This window comes from Rahnella bruchi (assembly GCF_003614975.1).
Taxonomy (GTDB): Bacteria; Pseudomonadota; Gammaproteobacteria; order Enterobacterales; family Enterobacteriaceae; genus Rahnella; species Rahnella bruchi.
Map to the genome: position 1 here is coordinate 138,647 of NZ_QZWI01000011.1, position 22,118 is coordinate 160,764.

At 53.7% G+C, this 22,118-nt stretch carries 17 protein-coding genes; 10 read left to right on the forward strand and 7 right to left on the reverse strand.

The window, feature by feature from the left end:
• Positions 1-32 precede the first annotated feature (32 nt).
• Complete coding sequence (locus tag D5398_RS17925) at positions 33-956, reverse strand: DMT family transporter (protein WP_120508844.1); 924 nt, start codon at positions 954-956, stop codon at positions 33-35.
• Positions 957-1,098: 142 nt separating this feature from the next.
• Between D5398_RS17925 and D5398_RS17930 the strand changes: the two genes are divergently transcribed.
• From D5398_RS17930 to fbaB, 7 genes are all read left to right on the forward strand, one after another.
• Positions 1,099-1,821 carry a 2-phosphosulfolactate phosphatase gene (locus tag D5398_RS17930; RefSeq protein ID WP_120508845.1) on the forward strand — a complete coding sequence of 241 codons (723 nt, stop codon included), beginning with the start codon at positions 1,099-1,101 and terminating at the stop codon, positions 1,819-1,821.
• A gap of 129 nt (positions 1,822-1,950) precedes the next feature.
• Positions 1,951-3,396 (forward strand): DHA2 family efflux MFS transporter permease subunit, encoded by a 1,446-nt coding sequence (locus tag D5398_RS17935; RefSeq protein WP_120508846.1) that lies wholly within the window; start codon positions 1,951-1,953, stop codon positions 3,394-3,396.
• A gap of 50 nt (positions 3,397-3,446) precedes the next feature.
• Positions 3,447-4,340: a dihydrodipicolinate synthase family protein gene (locus D5398_RS17940; protein WP_120508847.1), complete on the forward strand. Its 894-nt coding sequence runs from the start codon at positions 3,447-3,449 to the stop codon at positions 4,338-4,340.
• Positions 4,341-4,522: 182 nt separating this feature from the next.
• The gene (locus D5398_RS17945; RefSeq protein WP_120508848.1) at positions 4,523-5,875 is read left to right on the forward strand and encodes an SrfA family protein; all 1,353 of its coding nucleotides are present in this window, start codon (positions 4,523-4,525) and stop codon (positions 5,873-5,875) included.
• Between the two features lie 4 nt (positions 5,876-5,879).
• Positions 5,880-8,852, forward strand: coding sequence for a virulence factor SrfB (locus tag D5398_RS17950; protein ID WP_120508849.1), 2,973 nt, complete (start codon positions 5,880-5,882; stop codon positions 8,850-8,852).
• Positions 8,849-11,233 carry a virulence factor SrfC family protein gene (locus D5398_RS17955; RefSeq protein WP_120508850.1) on the forward strand — a complete coding sequence of 795 codons (2,385 nt, stop codon included), beginning with the start codon at positions 8,849-8,851 and terminating at the stop codon, positions 11,231-11,233. Before D5398_RS17950 ends, D5398_RS17955 begins: the two co-directional genes overlap by 4 nt.
• A 193-nt stretch (positions 11,234-11,426) precedes the next feature.
• The gene (fbaB, locus tag D5398_RS17960) at positions 11,427-12,476 is read left to right on the forward strand and encodes a class I fructose-bisphosphate aldolase (protein WP_120508851.1); all 1,050 of its coding nucleotides are present in this window, start codon (positions 11,427-11,429) and stop codon (positions 12,474-12,476) included.
• Between the two features lie 62 nt (positions 12,477-12,538).
• Here the strand turns inward: fbaB and D5398_RS17965 are convergent, their stop codons facing one another.
• From D5398_RS17965 to proP, 3 genes are all read right to left on the reverse strand, one after another.
• Positions 12,539-13,144: a LuxR C-terminal-related transcriptional regulator gene (locus D5398_RS17965; protein WP_120508852.1), complete on the reverse strand. Its 606-nt coding sequence runs from the start codon at positions 13,142-13,144 to the stop codon at positions 12,539-12,541.
• A gap of 217 nt (positions 13,145-13,361) precedes the next feature.
• Positions 13,362-14,843 (reverse strand): alpha-amylase, encoded by a 1,482-nt coding sequence (gene amyA / locus D5398_RS17970; protein ID WP_120508853.1) that lies wholly within the window; start codon positions 14,841-14,843, stop codon positions 13,362-13,364.
• Positions 14,844-14,976: 133 nt separating this feature from the next.
• Complete coding sequence (gene proP / locus D5398_RS17975; protein WP_120508872.1) at positions 14,977-16,479, reverse strand: glycine betaine/L-proline transporter ProP; 1,503 nt, start codon at positions 16,477-16,479, stop codon at positions 14,977-14,979.
• Between the two features lie 283 nt (positions 16,480-16,762).
• Here proP and D5398_RS17980 point away from each other — a divergent pair, with 283 nt between their 5' ends.
• Complete coding sequence (locus D5398_RS17980) at positions 16,763-17,944, forward strand: oligogalacturonate lyase family protein (protein WP_120508854.1); 1,182 nt, start codon at positions 16,763-16,765, stop codon at positions 17,942-17,944.
• Between the two features lie 3 nt (positions 17,945-17,947).
• On the forward strand, positions 17,948-18,268 hold the full coding sequence (locus tag D5398_RS17985) for a cupin domain-containing protein (RefSeq protein ID WP_120508855.1): 321 nt from the start codon (positions 17,948-17,950) through the stop codon (positions 18,266-18,268).
• Positions 18,269-18,327: 59 nt separating this feature from the next.
• Here the strand turns inward: D5398_RS17985 and D5398_RS17990 are convergent, their stop codons facing one another.
• From D5398_RS17990 to D5398_RS18000, 3 genes are all read right to left on the reverse strand, one after another.
• On the reverse strand, positions 18,328-18,966 hold the full coding sequence (locus D5398_RS17990; RefSeq protein WP_120508856.1) for an RpiB/LacA/LacB family sugar-phosphate isomerase: 639 nt from the start codon (positions 18,964-18,966) through the stop codon (positions 18,328-18,330).
• Positions 18,967-19,034: 68 nt separating this feature from the next.
• Positions 19,035-19,796, reverse strand: coding sequence for a 2-dehydro-3-deoxy-D-gluconate 5-dehydrogenase KduD (kduD, locus tag D5398_RS17995; RefSeq protein WP_120508857.1), 762 nt, complete (start codon positions 19,794-19,796; stop codon positions 19,035-19,037).
• Between the two features lie 372 nt (positions 19,797-20,168).
• Positions 20,169-20,525 carry a helix-turn-helix domain-containing protein gene (locus D5398_RS18000; protein WP_120508858.1) on the reverse strand — a complete coding sequence of 119 codons (357 nt, stop codon included), beginning with the start codon at positions 20,523-20,525 and terminating at the stop codon, positions 20,169-20,171.
• 361 nt (positions 20,526-20,886) lie between these two features.
• Between D5398_RS18000 and D5398_RS18005 the strand changes: the two genes are divergently transcribed.
• Positions 20,887-22,107: an efflux RND transporter periplasmic adaptor subunit gene (locus tag D5398_RS18005; RefSeq protein ID WP_120508873.1), complete on the forward strand. Its 1,221-nt coding sequence runs from the start codon at positions 20,887-20,889 to the stop codon at positions 22,105-22,107.
• Positions 22,108-22,118: the final 11 nt, after the last annotated feature.

A 22,118-nucleotide genomic window follows, 5' to 3' on the forward strand; every position in this document is an offset into this window, starting at 1 on the left:
TTTTGCCCGCACCTGAAATCATTTGATTCAACCTATTTACTTTCAGGTGCGCTCATTTTGGCCTTACCCGCCCGCTTTTGTGCCGGGCTGAGAACCAGCCAGACCGCCACGCAGATCAGTATTCCGCCGGCGAAGAAGCCTTCTGACAGCGTTTCATTGAGCAGCAGATAACCCCACAGAATACCGAAAGGCGGGATCAGGAACGTGACCGTCATGCTGCGCAGCGGGCCGATATCGGCAATCAGGCGGAAATACAGGATATACGCCCACGCTGTGCAGATAAGGCCGACCGCCAGCACGCAAAGCCAGACCAGCGGCTGCGCCCAGTGAACCGGTACTTCGGTTGCTGAGGCGTAGAGGAAAAACGGCAACAGGAACAGCGTAGCGCCCAGCTGGCTGCCGGTGGCGACCAGTTTCGGATCTAATCCGCCGCGTTCAGTTATCCAGCGGCGGGTCAGGAAACCGGCCACCGCGTAACAGCCCGTCGCCACCAGACACGCAATCACGCCCGCCAGAAGTTGCGGCACTGATTCCGCACTGCCTGTGGTGGTCAGCAGGGTAATACCAAACAGGCCAACCAGCACGCCAAGCGCTTTTTTGAGCGTCACGGCTTCGTGGAAGAACAGACCTCCCATCACCACGCCCATCAGCGGCGTGGTTGCGTTGAGGATCGCTGAGTAGCCCGCCGGTAACCAGCGAGCCGCCAGGCAATACATCAGGAAAGGCAAACCGGAGTTGATCACCCCGAGCAGTAATGAGCTGCCGAATTTTTGCTGATAATCACGCGGTGTTCGCATTACGGCCAGAATAACCACCAGCCCGATAAAGCCGAACAACACGCGTAAAAACGCCGTATTGATGGCTCCGAAAGCCGGAGACGCCACCCGCATAAACAGAAAACTGCCGCCCCAGATCGCCGCAAGCAGTAACAGACGGCAAAAATCTCCCGCTTTCATTTACGTCCCCTATTGAACATTGGCTATTGCCTTGTTTTAGTAATGTTATTATCAACGTTAAATTCGTGTTAATCAGTGTAGTGAATTCGCTGGCGGATTAACCTGCTTTTTCTTGCTTTTATATTCTGAACAGGACGCTTTCATGACGGATTTTTCACAGGCTGAATTTGATGTTCGCGTGGAATGGGGCGCACCAGCCATTGAGCATCTGGCCGCAGAAGCGGACTGTATCGTGATTATCGACGTGATGTCGTTTTCCACCTGCGTGAGCGTGGCTAATGAACGCGGCGGCGTAATTTTCCCTTATCCCTGGAAAGATGCCAGCGCGCAGCAGTTTGCCGCAGAAAATAATGCCGTATGCGCGCAGTTTGACCGGCGTTTTCAGGGGCCAGGTTTTACCCTTTCCCCCTGCTCTTTGCTGGACATGACTGCCGGAACGCGGCTCGTTTTGCCTTCGCCGAACGGATCGGCTCTGACCTTCCAGGCCAAAGCGCACAAGGCGGCGATTTTCACGGCCTGTTTTCGCAATCTGACGGCGACCGCCCGTGTCTGTGAAAAATATCGCCACATTCTGATCGTGCCCGCCGGTGAAAAGTGGCCGGACAACGCTCTGCGCCCGGCGCTGGAAGACTTAGCTGCCGCTGGCGGGCTGGTTTCACGTCTTTCGCACCGTCGTTTGTCGGCAGAAGCCCGCGCGGCCCGCGCCGTTTATCAAAACCTGACACTGGCAGAACTGGCAGATTGCGGCTCGGCGCGTGAACTCAAACGTCGCGGTTTTGCATCGGATGTCGGGTTATGTCTGCAGGAAGATGTGAGTGATTTTGCCTGTCAGTTGCAGGACGACTCTTTTACTGCGATCCGCTGAAAGGAAAATCGCTCTTTTTGATCCTCGCCGGATCTATAACCCGGCCAAAGTTGTGTGATAGGTTAAATACTTATCATCTATCTTTTGCTGCGCCTTGCAGCGATGCTGTTTTTTCCAGGACAGAAGACAATGAGCCAGAGTAAATCGGATGCGTCAGAACATCCGCAGGGAGATTCCGCCGTCAGTTCCGGGATCTCCGTTATTGCTTTATTGGTTGCTGCTGCATTTTTTATGGAGTTTATCGACGGAACGGTGATTGCCACCGCACTGCCGCAAATGGCGCTTTCATTCGGGGTTTCGGCGGTCGATCTAAATGCGGGGATGAGCGCCTATATGCTGACGCTGGCAGTGTTGATCCCGGCCAGCGGCTGGGCGGCAGAACGTTTTGGTGCCCGCAACGTGTTCACCTTTGCCCTCGCGGTCTTCACGCTGGCGTCGCTGTTTTGTGCGATGGCGACCAGCGTCAGTGAATTTATCATTCTGCGAATTATTCAGGGGATTGGCGGTGCGCTGATGGTGCCGGTCGGGCGTCTGACGGTGCTGAAAACCACGCCAAAACCGCAACTTATCAAAGCCATCGCCACGCTGACCTGGCCTGCACTGGTGGCACCTATCCTCGGGCCACCGCTCGGCGGATTCATCACCCATTACGCATCGTGGCACTGGATATTTTATATCAACGTGCCGCTTGGGATTATTGCCATGATCCTGGCGTGGCGGCTGTTTCCGCAAGAAAAACCCACAGAACCGAAGCATTTTGATAAACCGGGCTTTCTGCTCACCGGACTGGCGATGCTGTCGCTGGTGACGGGGCTTGAGCTGATCAGCCAGGATCATATTCTGTGGACCACCGCCGCGCTGCTGCTGGTGGCCGGTGTGGTACTTTCGGTTCTGGCGGTCCGCCATCTTTACCGCGACCCTTCGCCGATGGTTCATCTGGGTTCAATGGTGATCCCGACGTTTCGCATCTGTATGGGCGGCGGTTCGCTGTTTCGCGTGACCATCAGTGCGGTGCCTTTTCTGCTGCCGCTGATGTTGCAGGTCGGATTTGGGATGGATCCTTTCCATGCCGGTTTGTTAGTGCTGGCGGTATTTGCCGGTAATCTGGCGATGAAACCGGCTACCACGCCGCTTATCCGCCGTTTCGGTTTTCGTCCGGTGCTGGTCGTTAACGGATTACTCAGCGTTTTCTCCCTGCTGTTTTGCGCCTTTATGACGCCCGGCACGCCGGACTGGCTGGTGATGTTGCTGCTGTTCCTCGGGGGCTTAAGCCGTTCAATGCAGTTTACCGGCATCAGCACGCTGGCGTTTTCGGACGTGCCGCAAAAGCAGATGGCCGATGCCAATACGTTGTTCAGCACGGTGTTACAGCTTTCAGTCGGACTTGGGATCACTGTAGGCGCCCTGGGAACAAGGCTCGGAGAACAGCTGATCACGTTGTTCCACTGGGATGATGTGCCGGGCATGAGCTTTAAAATTGCCTTTATCGTGATAGCCATTCTGACGCTGATCGGCTGGCTGGATATGTTGCGGCTGAAACCGGATGCAGGCTCGACGGTTTCGGGCAAAAAATGAATAACTTCACTATGATGAGTCGTGTTAATTAACCCTGTTGGGAGCCCCCGATGTTCAAAGGATTAAGTGCATTTCCTCTTACACCGCTGACTGAAAAAGGCATTGATGAAAAATCCTTTGTCAGACTGATAGAACGGCTGGTCAGTGCGGGTGTGGATTCCATCGGGGCGCTGGGTTCGACGGGCAGTTACGCCTATCTCAAACACAGTGAGCGCGACCGCGTGGCGCGGCTGGCGGTAGAACACGCTGATGGCATTCCGGTGATGGTCAGTATCGGGTCAGTGCGCACTTCTGACGTGCTGCATCTGGCAGAAGATGCCCAGCGGGCGGGCGTGAGTGCTGTTTTACTGGCGCCTGTGTCTTATCAGAAGCTCACCAGTGACGAAGTTTTCACGCTGTATGAAACGGTGACGCGTCATCTTTCCGTGCCATTGTGTGTTTACGATAATCCGGCCACCACACATTTCGATTTCACCGATGAGCTTTATGGGCGTATCGCGCAATTGCCCCACGTTGCGAGCATCAAAATCCCCGGTTTGTCTGCTGACCCGTCGGCGACGCAAAAACGTCTGGCTGAAATCCGGCGGCTGGTTCCCGCGCATATCACGCTCGGCGCGGCAGGCGATCTGGCCGCTGCCACGGTTCTGACGCAAGGCGGGGATGTCTGGTATTCAGTGATTGCCGGATTGTTCCCGGAAATTCCGGTGGCCATTACACGTGCGGCGCAAAGCGGAAATATCCAAACTGCACAGGATTTATCGGCACAACTGGAACCGCTCTGGGAATTGTTCCGCCAGCACGGCAGCCTGCGCGTGGTAGCAGCTGCCGCAGAAATTCTCGGCCTGGTACAGGCGCCCTGTCTGCCGTTGCCGCTTCAGTCTGTCGCCGGAGATGAACGTCAGCGACTGGCGCGGGTTCTCGATGAACTGGATTTGCGCGCCTGAACGCGATGGCGGGCACCTGTCCCGCCGTCATTTCTCTCTTCTGCCTCCACGCCATAAACAGCCACCCTTTTTGACCCTTATTCCCCCGTTTGATTTCGCTTAAATCGCTTAAGGTGGCAGCATCATGAACCTTTTCTGCCTGCGCGCTGGCGCGGAGCAAAACCACTAAAGGCTATTCAGGCGTGGCAAAATCATTTTTACGCAGTGGCAGTCTCAACGACATCCTTGCGCTGGGCGAAAGCGGGCAGCCGGTTTACGCATCAGCCCTGCAATTACGGGAAACCTTACGCCTGCGTAAACAACCTGCAATCGCAGATTGTCTGGCAATTCCTCAACTCAATGAGGCCGGTGATCGCCTCGACTGGTATTCGCCACGCGAAGGCAAAGTGGTTTCCTGGGCGGCAGCGACTGACGCGGCCCGCGCTTCGGCCTTGCGCCAGCTGGAAAACTGCCTCGATGTTGTGTCGCAAATCAGCAAAGCAGCAAAATCCTCCGAAAAATCCGCCAGCCAGTTCTTTGGTGCGTTACTGGATAAAGCCTTCCGTTTTCCGGATCAGAACCACGTGTATCTGGTCGGCGGTCAGCCTGTTCTGACGTTCTGGGGATTTGTCACCTTAGACAGCACCGCCAATGCTGAACCTTTTGCCGCGCTGCGCAATACGCTCAAAGCAGATGAACCCTTACCGACTCTTTCGCTGGCCGCTGAAAGAGTTAAAGCGCCCGAGCCTGTAGTCGCACAAGAGCCGCCAGTACGGGTGATAAAAACCATCGAAGCGCGCGCCGCTGAACAGGAAGCAGTAATCCCTGAACCGGTTGCGGCAGTGCGCCGCAAAAAATCCCCGCTGCTCTGGGCACTGCCTGTCGCCGCGCTGGTAGTGGCCGGTTCGGCGGCGGGCTGGTTGTATTCACGCACGCCTGCGCCGAAAGTGGAAATAGCTAAAACTGACACACCAAAACCCGCTCCGGCCGCTGAGCCGGTGGCCATCGCCCCGCCGCCGGTCGCTGAGCCGCCAAAAGCGCCGGAAGTGAAAGCCCCGGAAGCTGCGCCGTTACCGGTGGCCCCTGCAGCTGTAGTGGTGCCTTCTCCGGCTCCGGTTGCGGAAGTCGAGAAAACGCCGGTAGTGCCGGAACCTGCTCCTGCGCCGGTCAGTAAAAACGCGCTGGTCATGCCGCCGGATGCAGTAAAAATCGGCTCAACAAAATTCCTCAACGGTAACTGGAGCGGCATCGTTGAAATCAAAGATCCGGTTACCGGCAAGCCGCCGGTGCTGCGTTATCAGTTCAAACAAGGTCAGGGCACGGTGAAAATCACCTATGGTGCCGGGGTAACCTGTCGCGCGCCGGTCAATGCCGGGCTGATGCAGTCGGGGAATCTGGTCATTAACAGCCGCTATAAAGCGAAATGCAGTGACGGTTCCCGCTATCAGATGCCGGAAATCAGCTGTACCCAGGGCGCAACTGGCGCTGCCGTGTGTCAGGGCCGTTACAACGGCGACACGGTTTACCCAATGACGATTAAGCGCGAAGGGAAATAAGACCATGCTGGCAACCATTACTGATTTTAAACAAAAGATTACGTTGATCCGCGACAGCGGCATTCAGTTTCTCGACTTCGCGCTGAAGCCGGTTTGGGATCTCGAACTGCCTGCCAAATTTGTGCGTAAAAGTGCCAACGGCCCGCTGTTGCGTCTGGATTATAATCCGCAAAATGGTCGTCATTTTTTACCGGCAACCGACGGTGGTGCGCCGGAAGTGGTGCGTCCTGAGTTCAGTTTCCCGCTAGAACAGTCACTGAAACTGCTGGATCAAATCTGGCTGCCGTTGCCTTTTTTGCGCTTTAATCCACCGCGCACTTTCATGGCGGGTCCCGATAACTGGGCACGGGTGCAAATCCGTCAGCTCGATACACCGGAAGCCGACGGCAGCACGCACCGCGTGGTGATTGCTTTCGATACCCGCGTGGTGGAAGGCGATGACGAACACACCCAGCTCGCGCCGACATCCGATGACGTGAAAAACGGCATCAGTTTCGCGCTGGCGTGGCATAACGACGAACTGCCGGATTTCCTCGACCAGACCTGGGTTGACGGCTGGCTGCGTGAAGTCTTTACCGAACAGTCCGCCATTCGTGAACAACGTGAAGCGCGCAACATCAAAGTGGCCCTGCGCGAGTTTGAATATCAGGCGCACTACCTGAATTTACTGGAAATGCTCGGCAGCCAGCTGGGCATCCCGGAGCTGAAAATCGGCGGTGCCACCTTGCAGGAACCGGCGATCAACGTAGATCTGATCCTCGATGTCGGTAACTCACATACCTGTGGCATTCTGGTTGAAGATCACGTGGGAGAAACCGACGGTCTGAAACAAACCAGCGAACTGCAACTGCGCGACCTTTCTCAGCCGCATTTTCTCTATAACGAACTGTTCGAAAGCCGGGTGGAATTCGCACAGGCGCGTTTCGGTAAACCTAACTTCTCCGCAGAAAGTGGCCGTGATGATGCGTTCATCTGGCCGTCGATTCTGCGTGCCGGTCGTGAGGCCAGCCGTCTGGCATTGCTGCGCGAAGGCACTGAAGGATCGACCGGTATTTCCAGCCCGCGCCGTTATTTGTGGGATGAAGACAGTTATGCGCCAGGCTGGCGTTTCAGTCAGGGCGGTCACGGTGCTGTGACTGAGCCGGTTGCGGCGGCCATGCCGCTGACGTTTCTGATTAACGATGAAGGACAACCGCTGTCTGATTTACCCGCTGAAGATCGTCTGCCGGTATTTTCGGCGCACTACAGCCGCAGTTCCGTCATGACGCTGATGTTGTCGGAACTGCTGGCGCAGGCGCTGATGCAAATCAACAGCCCGGCGCAGCGGACTAAAATGCTGCGATCTTCCGCCCCGCGTCAGTTACGCAATATTATTCTGACCCTTCCTTCGGCGATGCCGAAACCGGAGCGTGAAATTTTCCGTCGCCGTATGCAGGAAGCGATTGGTCTGGTGTGGAAATCCATGGGCTGGCATCCGTCTGATGACGGCTTCAAAAATCCGGCTGGCAAGGCGAAAAGCCTGATGCCGGTGCCGGATGTACAGATGGAATGGGACGAAGCGACCTGCGGACAAATGGTCTATCTGTATAACGAAACGCAGGTGAATTTCGGCGGGCATACCGGTGAATTCTTTGCCAGCATGGCGCGTCCTGACCGCGAACTGGCGGATGACGAGCCAGTCGGTAAAACGTTGCGTATCGCCTCGATTGATATCGGCGGCGGAACCACCGATCTGGCGATCACCCAATACTGGCTTGACGACGGGATGGGGAATAACGTCAAAATCACCCCGCGTCTGTTGTTCCGCGAGGGCTTTAAAGTGGCGGGCGACGATATCCTGCTCGACGTCATTCAGCTCTACATTCTGCCAGCGCTGCACGCGGCGCTGAAAAAAGCCGGTCTGGCAAATCCCGACGGACTGATGACTCGTCTGTTCGGCAGTGAAGGCCGCATGGACGGGCACGCCACGCTGCGCCAGCAAAGCACGCTGCAAATTTTCATTCCGCTGGCGCACGCCGTGCTGGAAGTGTATGAACGCTTTGATCCCCTTGATACGCACGCGGAAATCGACGCGCCGTTTGGTGAATTGCTGGAACAGGCACCGACGCAAAAAGTGCTCGATTATCTGCACACGGAAATTCAGCGCGTACTGCCTGCTGGTTCTGCGGTCTTTGATATTCTGCAAACCCCGCTGGTACTCAAACTCAGCAAACTGCACGGCGAGTTTTTATCTAACCGGATGAGCATTACGCAGAATCTGCGTTCACTGTGCGAAGTGGTGTCGCTGCATGACTGCGACGTTTTGCTGCTGACCGGCCGCCCTTCGCGCTTCCCTGGCATTCAGGCGCTGTTCCGCCATCTGCAACCGCTGCCGATTAACCGCATGTTATCGCTGGACGGTTATCACACCAGCGGCTGGTATCCGTTTAACAAACTCGGACGCATCGACAACCCGAAATCAACGGCGGCTGTCGGCGCGATGCTGTGCCTGCTGGCGCTGGATCTGCGTCTGCCGGGCTTCTACTTCAAAGCCGGTGATTTCCAGCCGTATTCGACGGTGCGTTATCTGGGCATGCTCGATGGCAATCAGGCGCTGACCGGCGAGAACGTCTGTTACAGCGAGATCGACCTCGATGCCCATGATTACAAACTCGACGGCGGGGCCAGTTTCCGTATTCGCGGTGCTATTTGTCTGGGCTTCCGTCAGCTGGAAAATGACCGCTGGCCTGCGTCTCCGCTGTATACCTTGTCGATTGCAGAGCCCGAACTTGCGCGGAAAGTGGCGGGTGACAGCGTGCTGCGGGTGAAACTTGCAGTGAAAAAAGGCGAAGATCACCCGACGCCGGAATTTTTTGATATTGCCAGCGCGGTTCTGGATAACGGCACTAAAGTGCCGGTCCATCACCTGCGTCTGCGGCTAAATACACTGGGCGAAAGCCATTACTGGATCGACAGTGGGAGCGTATTCGTCTCATGACAACCAGCACAACAGCAACACCCCTTCCGGCGCAGGCACTGACCACGAATGTGCTGCAACGTCAGTTTGCCGCCGCGTCCGATACTATTGGCGATGCGCTGAACTGGGTGGAGAAAACCCGCGTTCAGGCACCGCGTCTGGATCTCGAAGCCGACCGGCTGAATTTGCAGTTAAAGCGCTGCCGCGACAAAGCGCAACGTCTGGCGCTGGCCTGCGAACTGCCTCCTGCGCTGGGCTTTTACGGTCATTCTCAGGCGGGGAAATCCTATCTTATCTGCTCGCTGGCCGCGGGGAATTATGGCCGGTTAGAAACCCGTCTGGGTGGCGTGACGCTGGATTATCTGACGCAAATCAATCCTGGCAACCGCACTGCGCGACTGGCAACCCGTTTCACGCGCCAGTCCGATGTGCGCGACCGTGCGTTCCCCGTTCGCGTGTTGTTACTCAATGAGCCGGATCTGGCCCGTATCGTTATCCGCGCCTTCGGGCCGGACAGCCAGTATCACGTGCCTGATACGCAGCAGATCACTGAGCATCTGAATAAACTGATGATGCATCGCCAGCCGGAGCCGGTTGAAGGTTTCAGCAGCGAGCAGATGATGGGTTTGTGGGACTCGATGATCCGTCTCGATGCTCGCCGGTTCCGTCACCTCAATGCGCATTTCTGGCCGGTTGCGGTAAATCTTGCGCCGTATCTGAACGTTGATGATCGTGCGCGGTTGTTCTCCATCCTGTGGGGCAACGTGCCCGCGCTGACCACGGCGTACCGCCATTACGCGCACACGCTTCAACATCTGGGCGGGGCAAAGAGTCTGCTGGCTCCGCTCAGCGTTCTGGTCGATGACGCGATGCAACCGGCAGACGGCATTTTCAGTCAGTCTCCGGCCTTCGATGTCGAAATTTCTGTCTGCCCGGAATTTGATGGTTCGGTGATAGCGCCTGTGACGTTGTCACTTGAAGAGCTCACCCTACTGGCGTCTGAAGTGCAGATCCCCCTGCTTTCTCCGCCACGTGAAGCCTTATTCGAACAGTTTGATTTACTGGATTTACCGGGGTGCGGCACCGCTGAGGATGATGACAGCGACGACGATATCAGCCCGCTGTTTCGTGCCAAAGTTGCTTATCTGCCGGAACGTTACACCGACCGCCATGAGATGAACATGCTGATGGTCTGCACCGCTGCGGATAAACGTGACGATGTGGTTGCCGTGGGCCGGACGCTGGAGCATTGGGTCAAAGAAATGCACGGTGAAAACACCCAGGTGCGCAGCCGCCGTAAACCGGGGCTGGTCTGGGTGCTGACGCCGTTTGACCGGCGGATGACGCAGTCAGTGCATTTCGACGAAGCCGTTCAGCGTCATGTGGGCAATCCGGGCGATGCCTGGGGCGCACTGCTGGCGATGGACGAGCGTGGTCTGCAACGCATGGCGGATTATCTGGTGGCAGAAATCCGCCCTGATGTGCGGCTGAACCGTCTGAGTGAATTGCGTGATGAACTGCATCGCGAACTGGCGGATAACCTGCTCGGGCGCTGGTATCAGGAAGGCGAAGTGGCTGATCCGCAGCAGAAACAGCGGACGGTACAAACGGTGATTAAAGCGCTGCAAACCCGTACCGGCGTTCACGGCGAGTTACTTGAAAAACTGTTGCCGGGCCGCGATGAGTTACACCGTATTTATCTGGAACATACCGGACAGCCTGCGCAAACCGCCACTCAGGATGAAACGGGCGCGGAAAGCTTTGGTATCGGCATCGATATTGATCTCTTTGCTGAACAGCAGGACGCGCCTGTGTGGCAGTCAAAACCTGACGACGGCACCACGTTTGCCCGTCAGGTGCAGCGTTACTGGATAAACCATCTGCGCAGTTTGCCGGAAAACGAGCCCCTGATCGCGCTGTTAGGTGTGGCGAAACCGACGGTCGAATTACTGATGGAAGAACTGATCACCGCCAGTTTCCGTCTCAATATGAGCGAGGCGCTGGTGCGGTCGCTGGGCAGCGAATTACCGGCGGGTGCGCGGGAACATGAACATCATGCTGACCGGCAGGTTTCCCGAGCGCTGACCGTGCTGGGTGATTTTGTGGCCTGGCTGGGCTTTGAAAAACAGCCGGAAGCCGAACGCCCGGAAAGTCGTATTAATAAAGGCCATAAGATCTTCGCCAAACCGAAGAAAAGCGTCGCGAGCTGGAAGTCATCCCAGCGCCTGACCAAACTTTCGACCACGCCGACCAATTCCACCGCGTTTTATATCTACGACTGGCTGGTCGGTTTGCAGGAAAGCATCATGCGTAATACGGGGGACGCCGCGGGCGGTGAAATCCCGGCATCACAACGCGACAGTCTGGCGCGATTGCTGAAGGCATTGAAAGCGGCAAACTGAGTAATGAAAAAACCGGAACATCACGCTGATGTTCCGGTTTTTCTTTCGGGCGTTATGGGTGACCGGTTACTGCAAAAGAGCAATCTGAGTTACACAAAATGCCGGTAAGGCGACTATAAGTATGGGGTCAGGAAATTTCATTCACTGCTCTGCGCGTTCGTTAAGCGCCGCAAAGAGCCGAAAAGGAGTCCATATGACTGATATCGCTAAGTTACTAGGCAAAGAAGCCGATTCACTGCTTCAGCACCAATGTTCCACTATCACCGCAGACCAGCTTTATCTTCCCGGCAGCGATTTCGTTGACCGCGTGATGATCGACAATAACCGTTCTCCCCGCGTGCTGGCCGCCATGCAAAATTTGTATAACACCGGGCGCTTAGGCAAAACGGGTTATCTGTCTATTCTGCCGGTGGATCAGGGCGTTGAGCACTCTGCTGGCGCTTCTTTTGCTGCGAATCCCCTGTACTTCGATCCTAAAAATATTGTCGAACTGGCGATCGAAGCCGGCTGTAACTGCGTGGCATCAACCTACGGTGTTCTGGCGTCAGTTTCGCGCCGTTATGCCCACAAAATTCCGTTCCTGGTCAAACTCAATCACAACGAAACCCTGAGTTATCCGACGCAGTATGACCAGACGTTGTATGCCAGCGTAGAGCAGGCATTTAATCTTGGCGCGCAGGCCGTAGGTGCGACGATTTATTTTGGTTCGGAAGAATCACGCCGCCAGATTGAGGAAATTTCTGCTGCCTTCGAGCGGGCGCATGAACTGGGAATGGTGACTGTTCTGTGGGCGTATCTGCGCAATCCGGCGTTTGTTAAAGATGGTAAGGATTATCATTCCAGCGCCGATCTCACCGGACAAGCCAACCATCTGGCCGCGACCATTGGCGCGGATATCGTGAAACAGAAGATGGCGGAGAATAACGGCGGCTATAAAGCCGTGAAGTTTGGTTATACCGATGAACGCGTGTACTCCAAACTGACAACCGATCACCCTGTCGATCTGGTGCGTTATCAGCTGGCAAACTGTTATATGGGGCGTGCCGGTTTAATTAATTCCGGGGGCGCAGCCGGGGAAAATGATATTCAGGAGTCCGTGCGTACCGCAGTGATTAATAAGCGCGCCGGGGGTATGGGACTGATACTGGGGCGTAAAGCCTTTAAGAAATCCATGAAAGACGGCGTGGCTTTAATAAATGCTGTTCAGGATGTTTATCTGGATAAAAAAGTGACTATTGCCTGATTTTATTTTGGCAATATGAAAACACAGGCCGGAAGAAATCTTCCGGCTTTTAATGTTTGGTTTCAGAATATTTTATTTTTAATGAATCTCAGGCAGCTGAGTAATTCAGAATCCGATATCAGGTTGAATTTCGCCATGATTTTTCTTTTATGTACGCTGACGGATTTTTCTGCCATATGCAATTTCCGGGCGATATCTTGCACATCATTACCCGCATGGATCAGCGTGGCGACGCTCGCCTCTTTCGCAGACAGCTTTGGCTGTTTGCAGTTAGCGCAATCGCGCGGCAGCTGGTCGGGAACCCCCGTGGTGTGGTTTGCCCAGCCGCTGATCACCCGTTTTCTGATGCGCTCCAGCGAACTTTTGCGGTTAATAAAAATAATATTAGTAATACATGGAGGCAGGTCAGTAACAAATGGCGCTGTCCGGCAGTCGTAAACGGCGATAATCAGACTGTGCTTATTACGCTGTTGAAATAACGGCTGGCAAATCGTACTTTCTCCGGCACTGAATCTTTTAACGATAATATTTGCAGCAGGTAGGTTTTGTTCAGTCAGATCAGATATCTGTACGGGAATTTTCTTTTCAAGATAAAATATCTGCGTAAGAAAATTTTCCATACCGTACCGATAGGCCATATTCGGGTCATCAAAAATAATATTCAACATGACGGATTTCAGCTTATTAAGATAATTAATGGCGCCTGTTGTCCATTTGCAGGCTTGCGACCAATATTACTCGCTTACAGTCAGTGCTCAACATTTTTTCGGGTCTACTTTTACACAAAAAATCTATTTGCTTTTAAGATTTTTATTATCTAACGGATGTTCGTTCAGAGGATCAAAGGCCCGTCACAGCGAGCCTTTGCTTTCTTCCTGCCCCCCGTTACTCCGTCAGTACCCACACGCTCACACTGCCCGGCGCGCAAAAGAATACTGCCGATCCTTTCTCGTCAGTTTCAATGATTTCATCGCGGTGACCCAGCAGGTCATGCCATTTTTTATGCCCGAAGTTATCGCCCAGTTCGATAGCTTTTTCTCCGGCTTCGCTGTTTGACATCACGACGATGCAACCCGGATGTTCGGCGGTTCCGCTGCGGCTGAATGCCAGACAATTCGGGTGATCGAAATAATCAGTCTGAGCACCCCACGCATGGGTTTGCCGCGCTTTAATTAAGGTTTCCAGTCCGGGGATCACCGGCATGTCGATGGTATAACTGTTGCCGTCATCGCCCTCATCTTCGTAATTCGCACCGCACAAGTCCGGGTAAAAGACAATCGGCACGCCCTGTTCGCGCAGTAAGATCAGCGCATAGGCCAGCGGTTTAAACCAGGGTTCAATTGGCGCTTCAAGGGATTGTAACGGCTGGGTGTCGTGGTTAGCCACCAGCGTGACGGCGTGGGCCGGATCGGCGGCTACCAGCGTATTGTCGAAAATCTGGCTGAGGTTGTAATCCGCGCCCTGCTTAGAAGCGTGATGGAAATTCAGCTGCAATGGCGCATCGAAAAGCATGGTTTTACCTTCGACCTGCCCGATGTAATTTTGCAGTGTCGGAACGTCGTGCGACCAGTATTCCGCCACGATATAAATCGGGTCTTGTGCCTCGTTCTGGACATGGTCTATCCAGTCTTTATAAAACCATGCAGGAATGTGTTTGACGGCATCGAGACGAAATCCGGTGCAGCCGGTTTGGTCCAGCAGCCAGCGAGCCCAGTATTTGAGTTCCTCGCTGACCGCGTTGTTGCGAAAATCGACGTTGGCGCCCATCAGGTAATCGTAGTTACCGAATTCGTCATCAACCTGGTCGTTCCAGCCGCCGCCGGTGTAATCATTGATGATTTTGAAGATGCCCTGTTCATCGGGATTTTCAATGTGATCGACACCGCTGAAGCAGTGATAATCCCAGATGAATTTTGAATACTGGCCGTTGCGGGCGGCGAAGATAAAGCGCGTCCAGGCGTCGGCCTCAATGATGTCGTCACTGATTTCTTCGCGATTATCAATATTGACGCGATTGACCTGCACGCGTTCTTTCTCATCCGCGCCCATTTTATGATTGAGCACTACGTCGAGGATCACGCCCAGTCCGTTGGATTTCAGCGCTTCTATGGCGGCGAGTAAACCCTCTTTGTCGCCATATTTCGTCGCACGGCTACCCTTTTGTTCAAACTCACCTAAATCAAATAAATCATAGGTGTCATAGCCGACCGAATACCCGCCGGAATCCCCTTTATACGCTGGCGGCAACCAGGCGGCGGTGATACCGGTTTGCGCCAGCCACTCGGCTTTTTCTGCGACTTCCGGCCAGAGCTGGCCACCGTCCGGGTAATACCAGTGGAAGAACTGAAACAACGTAGGATTCTGCATACAGGATTTCCATTCAGATGACCGGGAAATGAAGTATGGAGCAGGAACGGGAAAAATGCGGTAACGGGTGGAAAAAGAGGTAAAAAAAAGCCGGTCAGCGAAATGACCGGCTTGAGATTACGCGGGATTATGATCAGTCGATATCAGGATGCTGCGCAATCAGGTTCTTTCTTTTGGCTTCAAGTTCAACAATCTGCGCATCAATATCTTCGATTTTTTGTTCGATATTGTCGTGATGTTCCTGAAGAATTTCTTTCGCTTCTGCACGATCCGACGCGGCCGGTGTCGCGCCTTTCAGCGGTCGGTTGGCGGTTTCTTTCATGAAGATACCGGTGACCAGTCCGATGATCGCCACGACCATCAGGTAGTAAGCAGGCATATACAGGTTACCTGTGGCTTCTACCAGCCAGGCGGCGATAGTCGGTGTCAGACCGGCGATCAGCACGGAGATGTTAAACGCAATCGCCAGCGCGCTGTAGCGGATATGCGTCGGGAACATTGCCGGTAACGTTGAGGCCATGACGCCGATGAAGCAGTTCAGCAGTACCGCGAGGATCAGAAGTCCGGCGAAGATAAGCCCGACCACTCCGCTGTTAATCAGAATGAAGCACGGGATCGCCAGGATAAACAGGCCGATACTGCCGATGATCACAAAGGGTTTACGACCAAAGCGGTCACTCAGCAAGCCCATGAACGGCTGAACGAACAGCATACCGACCATAATCGCGATGATGATCAGCACACCGTGGTCTTCAGAATAATGCAGGCTGTGCGACAGGTAGCTCGGCATGTACGTCAGCAACATGTAGTAAGTGACGTTCGTGGCGATGACCATCCCGACGCAAACGATCAGCGGTTTCCATTGCTTGGTCAGAATTTCACGGAAAGAGACTTTCGGCGGCTCGGCAATGTCTTTACGGGAATCGCTGTCGATTTTATCGACGTGCTGCTGGAATGTCGGGGTTTCTTCCAGCGCATGGCGCAGGTAGATACCGATCAGGCCCAGCGGTGCGGCGATGAAGAACGGTATACGCCAGCCCCATTCGAGGAAGTTGGTCTCACCGACAATGCTGGAAATCAGGACAACCACGCCCGCGCCGAGGATAAAACCGGCGATAGAGCCGAAGTCCAGCCAGCTGCCGAGGAAGCCACGTTTTCTGTCAGGCGAGTATTCCGCGACGAAAATTGCTGCGCCGGTATATTCACCCCCGACCGAGAAGCCCTGCGCCAGTTTGGCCAGTAACAGCAAAATCGGCGCCCAGATACCGATGGTGGCGTAACCGGGGATCAGACCGATACAGAAGGTACTGACCGACATAATAATGATGGTGACGGATAACACTTTCTGACGGCCAAACTTATCGCCCAACGCGCCAAAGAACAGGCCGCCCAGAGGCCTGACGAGGAATGGAACGGAGAAGGTCGCCAGAGCGGCAATCATCTGAATGCCCGGATCAGCGCCTGGGAAGAACACCTGACCCAGTGCGAAAGCGACAAAACCATACACACCGAAGTCGAACCATTCCATCGCGTTACCTAACGCAGCGGCGGTGATAGCCTTCTTAAGCTTGGAATCGTCAATGATAGTAATGTCGTTGATATGCATCGGTTTAACGCGTTTCTTTCTCAATCTAATCATGTACATCCCTTTTATTACATAACTTCACTGTGTAAAGCGTGAGGTATTTGTTCAGTACCCTTAATCAATATTGGGTATCAAATGTTATTTACGAAACTATGACATTATAGAATGTTTTTTACAGAAGGGAAAAATGTGATCAATGTTGCATTTTTGGCAGCCGCCGCCGCCAGTAAACATCCGTAAGTGGTAATGTGTTTTCAATTTAATGAAATTGCATTTCAATTAAGAAAGGAAAGCCTAAACACGGCTGATTTTATTGCCACTTATGAGGTGAATCATGGCGAAAGGTTCTCAGATTCAATTCAATTTCCACACCGTTCAGGACGCACAAACCGGCGCACGCGTAACGCGTCTGACGCCGCCCGATGTGCTTTGCCACCGTAACTATTTCTATCAGAAATGTTTTACCCGCAACGGCGCTAAGCTGTTGTTTGCCGGTGAATTTGAGGGCAACCGCAATTACTATCTGCTGGATCTGAAAACGCAGAAGGCGGTTCAGCTGACTGAAGGAAAAGGTGACAACACCTTCGGCGGCTTCCTTTCTCCGGACGATCAGTTCCTGTATTACGTGAAAAATGAGCGTAGTTTGCAGCGGGTAAAACTGGCTGATTTCAGCGAAAAAACCGTTTATACGGTGCCGGAAGATTGGGTCGGATACGGCACATGGGTGGCGAACAGCGAATGCACCAGTCTGGTGGGTATTGAAATCAGTCGTGAAGACTGGACGCCGTTATCTGACTGGAAGATTTTCCAGGAGTTTTATCACAGTAATCCGCACTGCCGCCTGCTGCGCGTGGATCTGATCAACGGCAAATCGCGCGTAATACATGAAAAAAATGAATGGCTCGGACACCCGATTTACCGGCCATTTGACGACAATACCGTCGCGTTTTGCCATGAAGGTCCGCACGACCTGGTGGATGCGCGCATGTGGCTGGTGAATGAAGACGGCAGCGATGTGCGCAAGGTGAAAGAACATGCGCCGGGTGAAAGCTGCACGCATGAATTCTGGGTGCCGGACGGCTCCGCGCTGATGTATGTGTCTTACCTGAAGGGCCAGCATGACCGACATATCCGCTGCTTTGATCCGCAAACCGGTGAAGATATTTGTCTGATGACCATGCCCGCGTGTTCGCATCTGATGAGCAATGAAAACGGGACACTGCTGGTCGGCGACGGTTCCGGTACGCCGGTAGATGTGAAAGATACCGCCAGTCATACGATTGAAAACGATCCGTGGCTGTATATTTTTGATGCCCGTACCCGCCGGCATGCCCCGCTTGCTGCACATAACAGCTCATGGCGCGTGCTCGATGGCGACCGTCAGGTGACACATCCGCACCCTTCTTTCTCACCCGACGATCGTCACGTGTTGTTTACCACTGATTATGAAGGCCTGCCTGCGTTGTATCTGGCAGAAATTCCGGATGCGCTGCTCAGCTCGTTAAGAAAGGACTAACCGATGTTTGTATTTAAAAAAGAGATCCCCTTACAGGATTTGGGCGACGGTGTAAGCCGTCGTGTTCTGGCGCATGACGGCAGCATGATGGCTGTTGAAGTGTATTTTGAGGAAGGCGCGGTCGGGCCGATGCATAACCATGTGCATGAGCAACTGACGTATGTGCTGTCCGGTCGCTTTAAATTTACTATCGGTGAGGAAACTCACGAAGTGAGCGCGGGCGATACACTGTATAAAAAGCCGTACATCATGCACGGCTGCGTATGTCTGGAAAAAGGGGTGTTGCTGGATACCTTCACCCCACAACGGCAGGATTTCCTTTAACCCATAAAAAAACCGGTGCCACATGAGCACCGGTTTTTTTGTCGTCTGAAAACGAAATCTTACGCGAGGATTTCACGCACGAAGTTTTCGATTTCTTTGTTCTGGCAGTTCTCGAAGAAACATTTCTGGAAACGTTCACCGGTCACAGCGGTTTTCACCAGTTCAGGATCGATAGCACGCAGCGTATCCAGGTAGTTTTCTTTCACTACGGCGGCTTTCACCTGATTCAGGATACCGGCATTGCGCACCTGAGGTTCTTTACGATCTGCCGGATAGCCCTGGCCTTTCTCGCCGGTAAAGGCTTTCTCGAAGATGAATCGCACGTTGAGTTCTGCGCCCCAGCCGAAACCTTTGGCGAATGGCAGTGATAATGCGTTGCCGTTGTTGATCTGCGCGAACAGGAAAGCATCCGCCGGATCAATGCAGTAACCGCAGTTAACGCCCGGATGAATATTCAGCGACATCAGCGCGCCCTGCCCGGTGCCGCAGCCTGCGACAACAAAATCAACCGCTTTGGAGTTGAGCAGAATGCTGGCCATGATGCCCAGATGGATGTAAGTCAGGTGATGATCCTGCTCATCAGACATGCCCACGTTGTACACCGGATATTCTTTCTCAGATGCTACCGCGTTCAACTCTTTCAGGATAATCGCGTTTTTCGCGGCCTGACTGTTTTCCATCATCAATGCAATTTTCATGAGATTTCCTCTTTGGGCAGCGGTTTTACACGCTGCTGTCGGTGATTATTCAGCAAAATTTGGCGTGATTAACGCGCCAGCCAGCCGCCGTCAACGGCAATTGTGTAGCCATTAATATAGTCGGATGCCGGAGAAGACAGGAACACAACCGGCCCCATCAGATCGGATGGCAAGCCCCAGCGACCGGCAGGGATTCGGCCCAGAATTTCTTCGCTGCGCGCTTCATCGGCACGAAGTTGCTGGGTGTTGTTGGTGGCCATGTATCCCGGCGCAATGGCGTTCACGTTGATATTGTGTTTCGCCCATTCATTCGCCAGCAGGCGGGTGACGCCCATCACGGCACTTTTTGATGCGGTGTAAGAAGGGACACGGATACCGCCCTGATAAGAAAGCATTGACGCAATGTTAATGATTTTGCCGCCGGTGCCCTGCGCGATAAATTGTTTTGCCACCGCCTGAGCCATGAAGAACACCGATTTGATGTTCAGGTTCATGACGTCATCCCAGTTCTTTTCGCTGAACTCAATGGCGTCTTCACGGCGGATGATCCCGGCGTTATTGACCAGAATATCGATATGCCCCATTTCTGCCACGGCGCGTTCGAGCAGCGCGGGGATAACTTTGGTATCGCTGAGATCCGCGGTCAGGCTCAGGAAACGACGTCCTGTCGCGCCGACGCGCTCGATGGTTTCAGCGGGTTCAACAATGTTGATGCCGACAATATCACAGCCTGCTTCAGCCAGACCAATGGCCATGCCCTGCCCTAAACCGGTATCGCAGCCGGTGACGACCGCGACTTTTCCCTTCAGAGAAAAATTATCCAGAATCATGATGTTTCCTTTTCATAAAACGGAGGCGAATGCGCTTTTCCGTAGGATTTTTGGTTGTCGGGCTTTGCCCGGCGCCTGAGTCATGGAAGGAGTTTAGCGAGAAACGTTGTTCAACTCAACAAAATGAAACATCATTTCAATTTATATAAACTTCGGTGTTGTTTTTTGTTGGGTTGATCACGTCCTGAGGAATACCGCTGCGCGGATGCCTGAAAAACACGTCATAAAATGAGGGGAAAATGCCGAAGAAGTCGCAACGAAAAGGTTGTGGGAAAGACAAAGAGAGAATATGGGACGGGGATTTAACAGAGTTCACTGCCCGGCAGGAAGCCGGGCCAGCGGTACACGCTTACGGGATAAGCGGAAGTGTTTTTAGTGCAGGCAGCCCTGACATTCTGTGGCCATATTCAGGCCGCGGCGCCAGTCACCCGGTGTCTGACCAAATTGACGTTTAAAACTGCGGGTGAAAGACTGTTGTGAGTCAAATCCCAGCGAAATCGCCACGCTGACAATCGGTTCGCCGCTGCTGGCCAGCATATCCGCAGATTTCTTCAGTTTTTTCTCACGAATGTACTCACCCATCGGTAAACCGGTGTGCTCTTTGAACATCCGCTGAAGATACCAGCGTGAATAGCCTGCACGTTTGGCAACGGTTTTAATATCCAGTCGCTCTTCCAGATTGTGATCGATCCAGTCGATCAGGTCGTGAATGAAATCCTCGGTTCTCATGGGCCATCTCCTGCTTATTTTTTTGTTTGTGCGCCCCGAGGGCGACTCGTCTTTTTATAAACTGACCTAGTTTTAGGTTAAATGCAAGTTTTACTATTGCATTTAATTTTCCATTACTGGATAGTCTCCCACCCCGAAGTAAACGTTCTGTAAAATAGCACAGAAAGTGTAACAGTAATTCTTGCACTTTAGTAGGCGCATCCCTACAATCCCCTCGAATCAATTGTATCAGTATTTGATACATAATTGTGCTGATGAACGGCACAAGTCCCAAAAAAGTCAGATCAGGCAAAGGACGTTACCCGGCGGACAGGCCGGTGTATTGCCTGACAGCACTTACTCACTGGAAATAAAAATAATGATGAACCTGCAAAAAACACAGGTTGTTGCACGCGGCCGCTCCGGTGGCTCGCATTTGACGTTGCGCCTTTCAGGGATCGCGCTGATGGTTGCCCTGCTTGCCGGGTGTGATAACAGCGTTGCACAAAATTCGGCTCCTCCTGCCCCGCAGGTCAGTGCCGCAGATGTTTTGATTAAATCGATAAGCCAGTGGGATGCATTCAACGGACGTGTGGAAGCGGTGCAAAGTGTACAACTGCGCCCGCGGGTGTCCGGTTACATTGATAAGGTGAATTATCAGGAAGGTCAGGAAGTGAAAAAGGGTCAGGTGTTATTCACCATTGATGACCGCACTTACCGCGCCGCACAGGAGCAGGCTCAGGCAGAACTGGTTCGTGCGCGTAATCAGGCCAGCCTGGCGAGAAGTGAATCCGGGCGTACCGAAGCACTGATGGGCACTCAGGCAGTATCGAAAGAAATCGCCGAACAGCGACGTTCGGCGGCATCTCAGGCGCAGTCTGATGTACTGGCCGCTCAGGCACAGCTGGATATGGCGCAGCTGAATCTTGATTTCACCCGCGTGATTTCGCCGATTGATGGCCGCGCCAGCCGTGCGATGATCACATCAGGAAATCTGGTGACCACCGGTGACAGTGCCAGTGTGCTGACGACGCTGGTTTCGCTCGACACGGTGTATGTCTATTTCGACGTCGATGAAGGCACTTTCCTGCGTTATCAGGCGCTGGCCCGCGAAGGCAAATTCAATGATAACCCGCAGAATCGCCTGCCGGTTCACGTGGGATTAGTCGGCGAAAACGGTTATCCGCATCAGGGTGTGGTGGATTTCACCGATAACCAGCTCAATTCCGGTACCGGCACCATCCGCATGCGCGCCCTGCTCGATAATCGCGACCGCACTTTCACGCCGGGATTATTTGCCCGTGTTCAGATGCCGGGCAGCGCGCAGTTCAGTGCCATGCTGGTGGATGATAAAGCGGTGCTGACCGATCAGGATCGCAAGTTTGTTTATGTGGTCGATAAAGACGGTAAGGCCCAGCGCAGAGATGTGGAAGTCGGCAGGATGTCCGGCGGTTTGCGCATTGTGCAAAAAGGCCTGGAAGCCGGTGACCGCGTGATCATTGATGGCGTGCAGAAAGTCTTTATGCCGGGAATGCCGGTGAATGCCAAAACCGTCAGCATGGCCGCCAATGTCGCCGCTCCTTCTCCTGCTGCCGTTCAATAAAAGAGAATCCT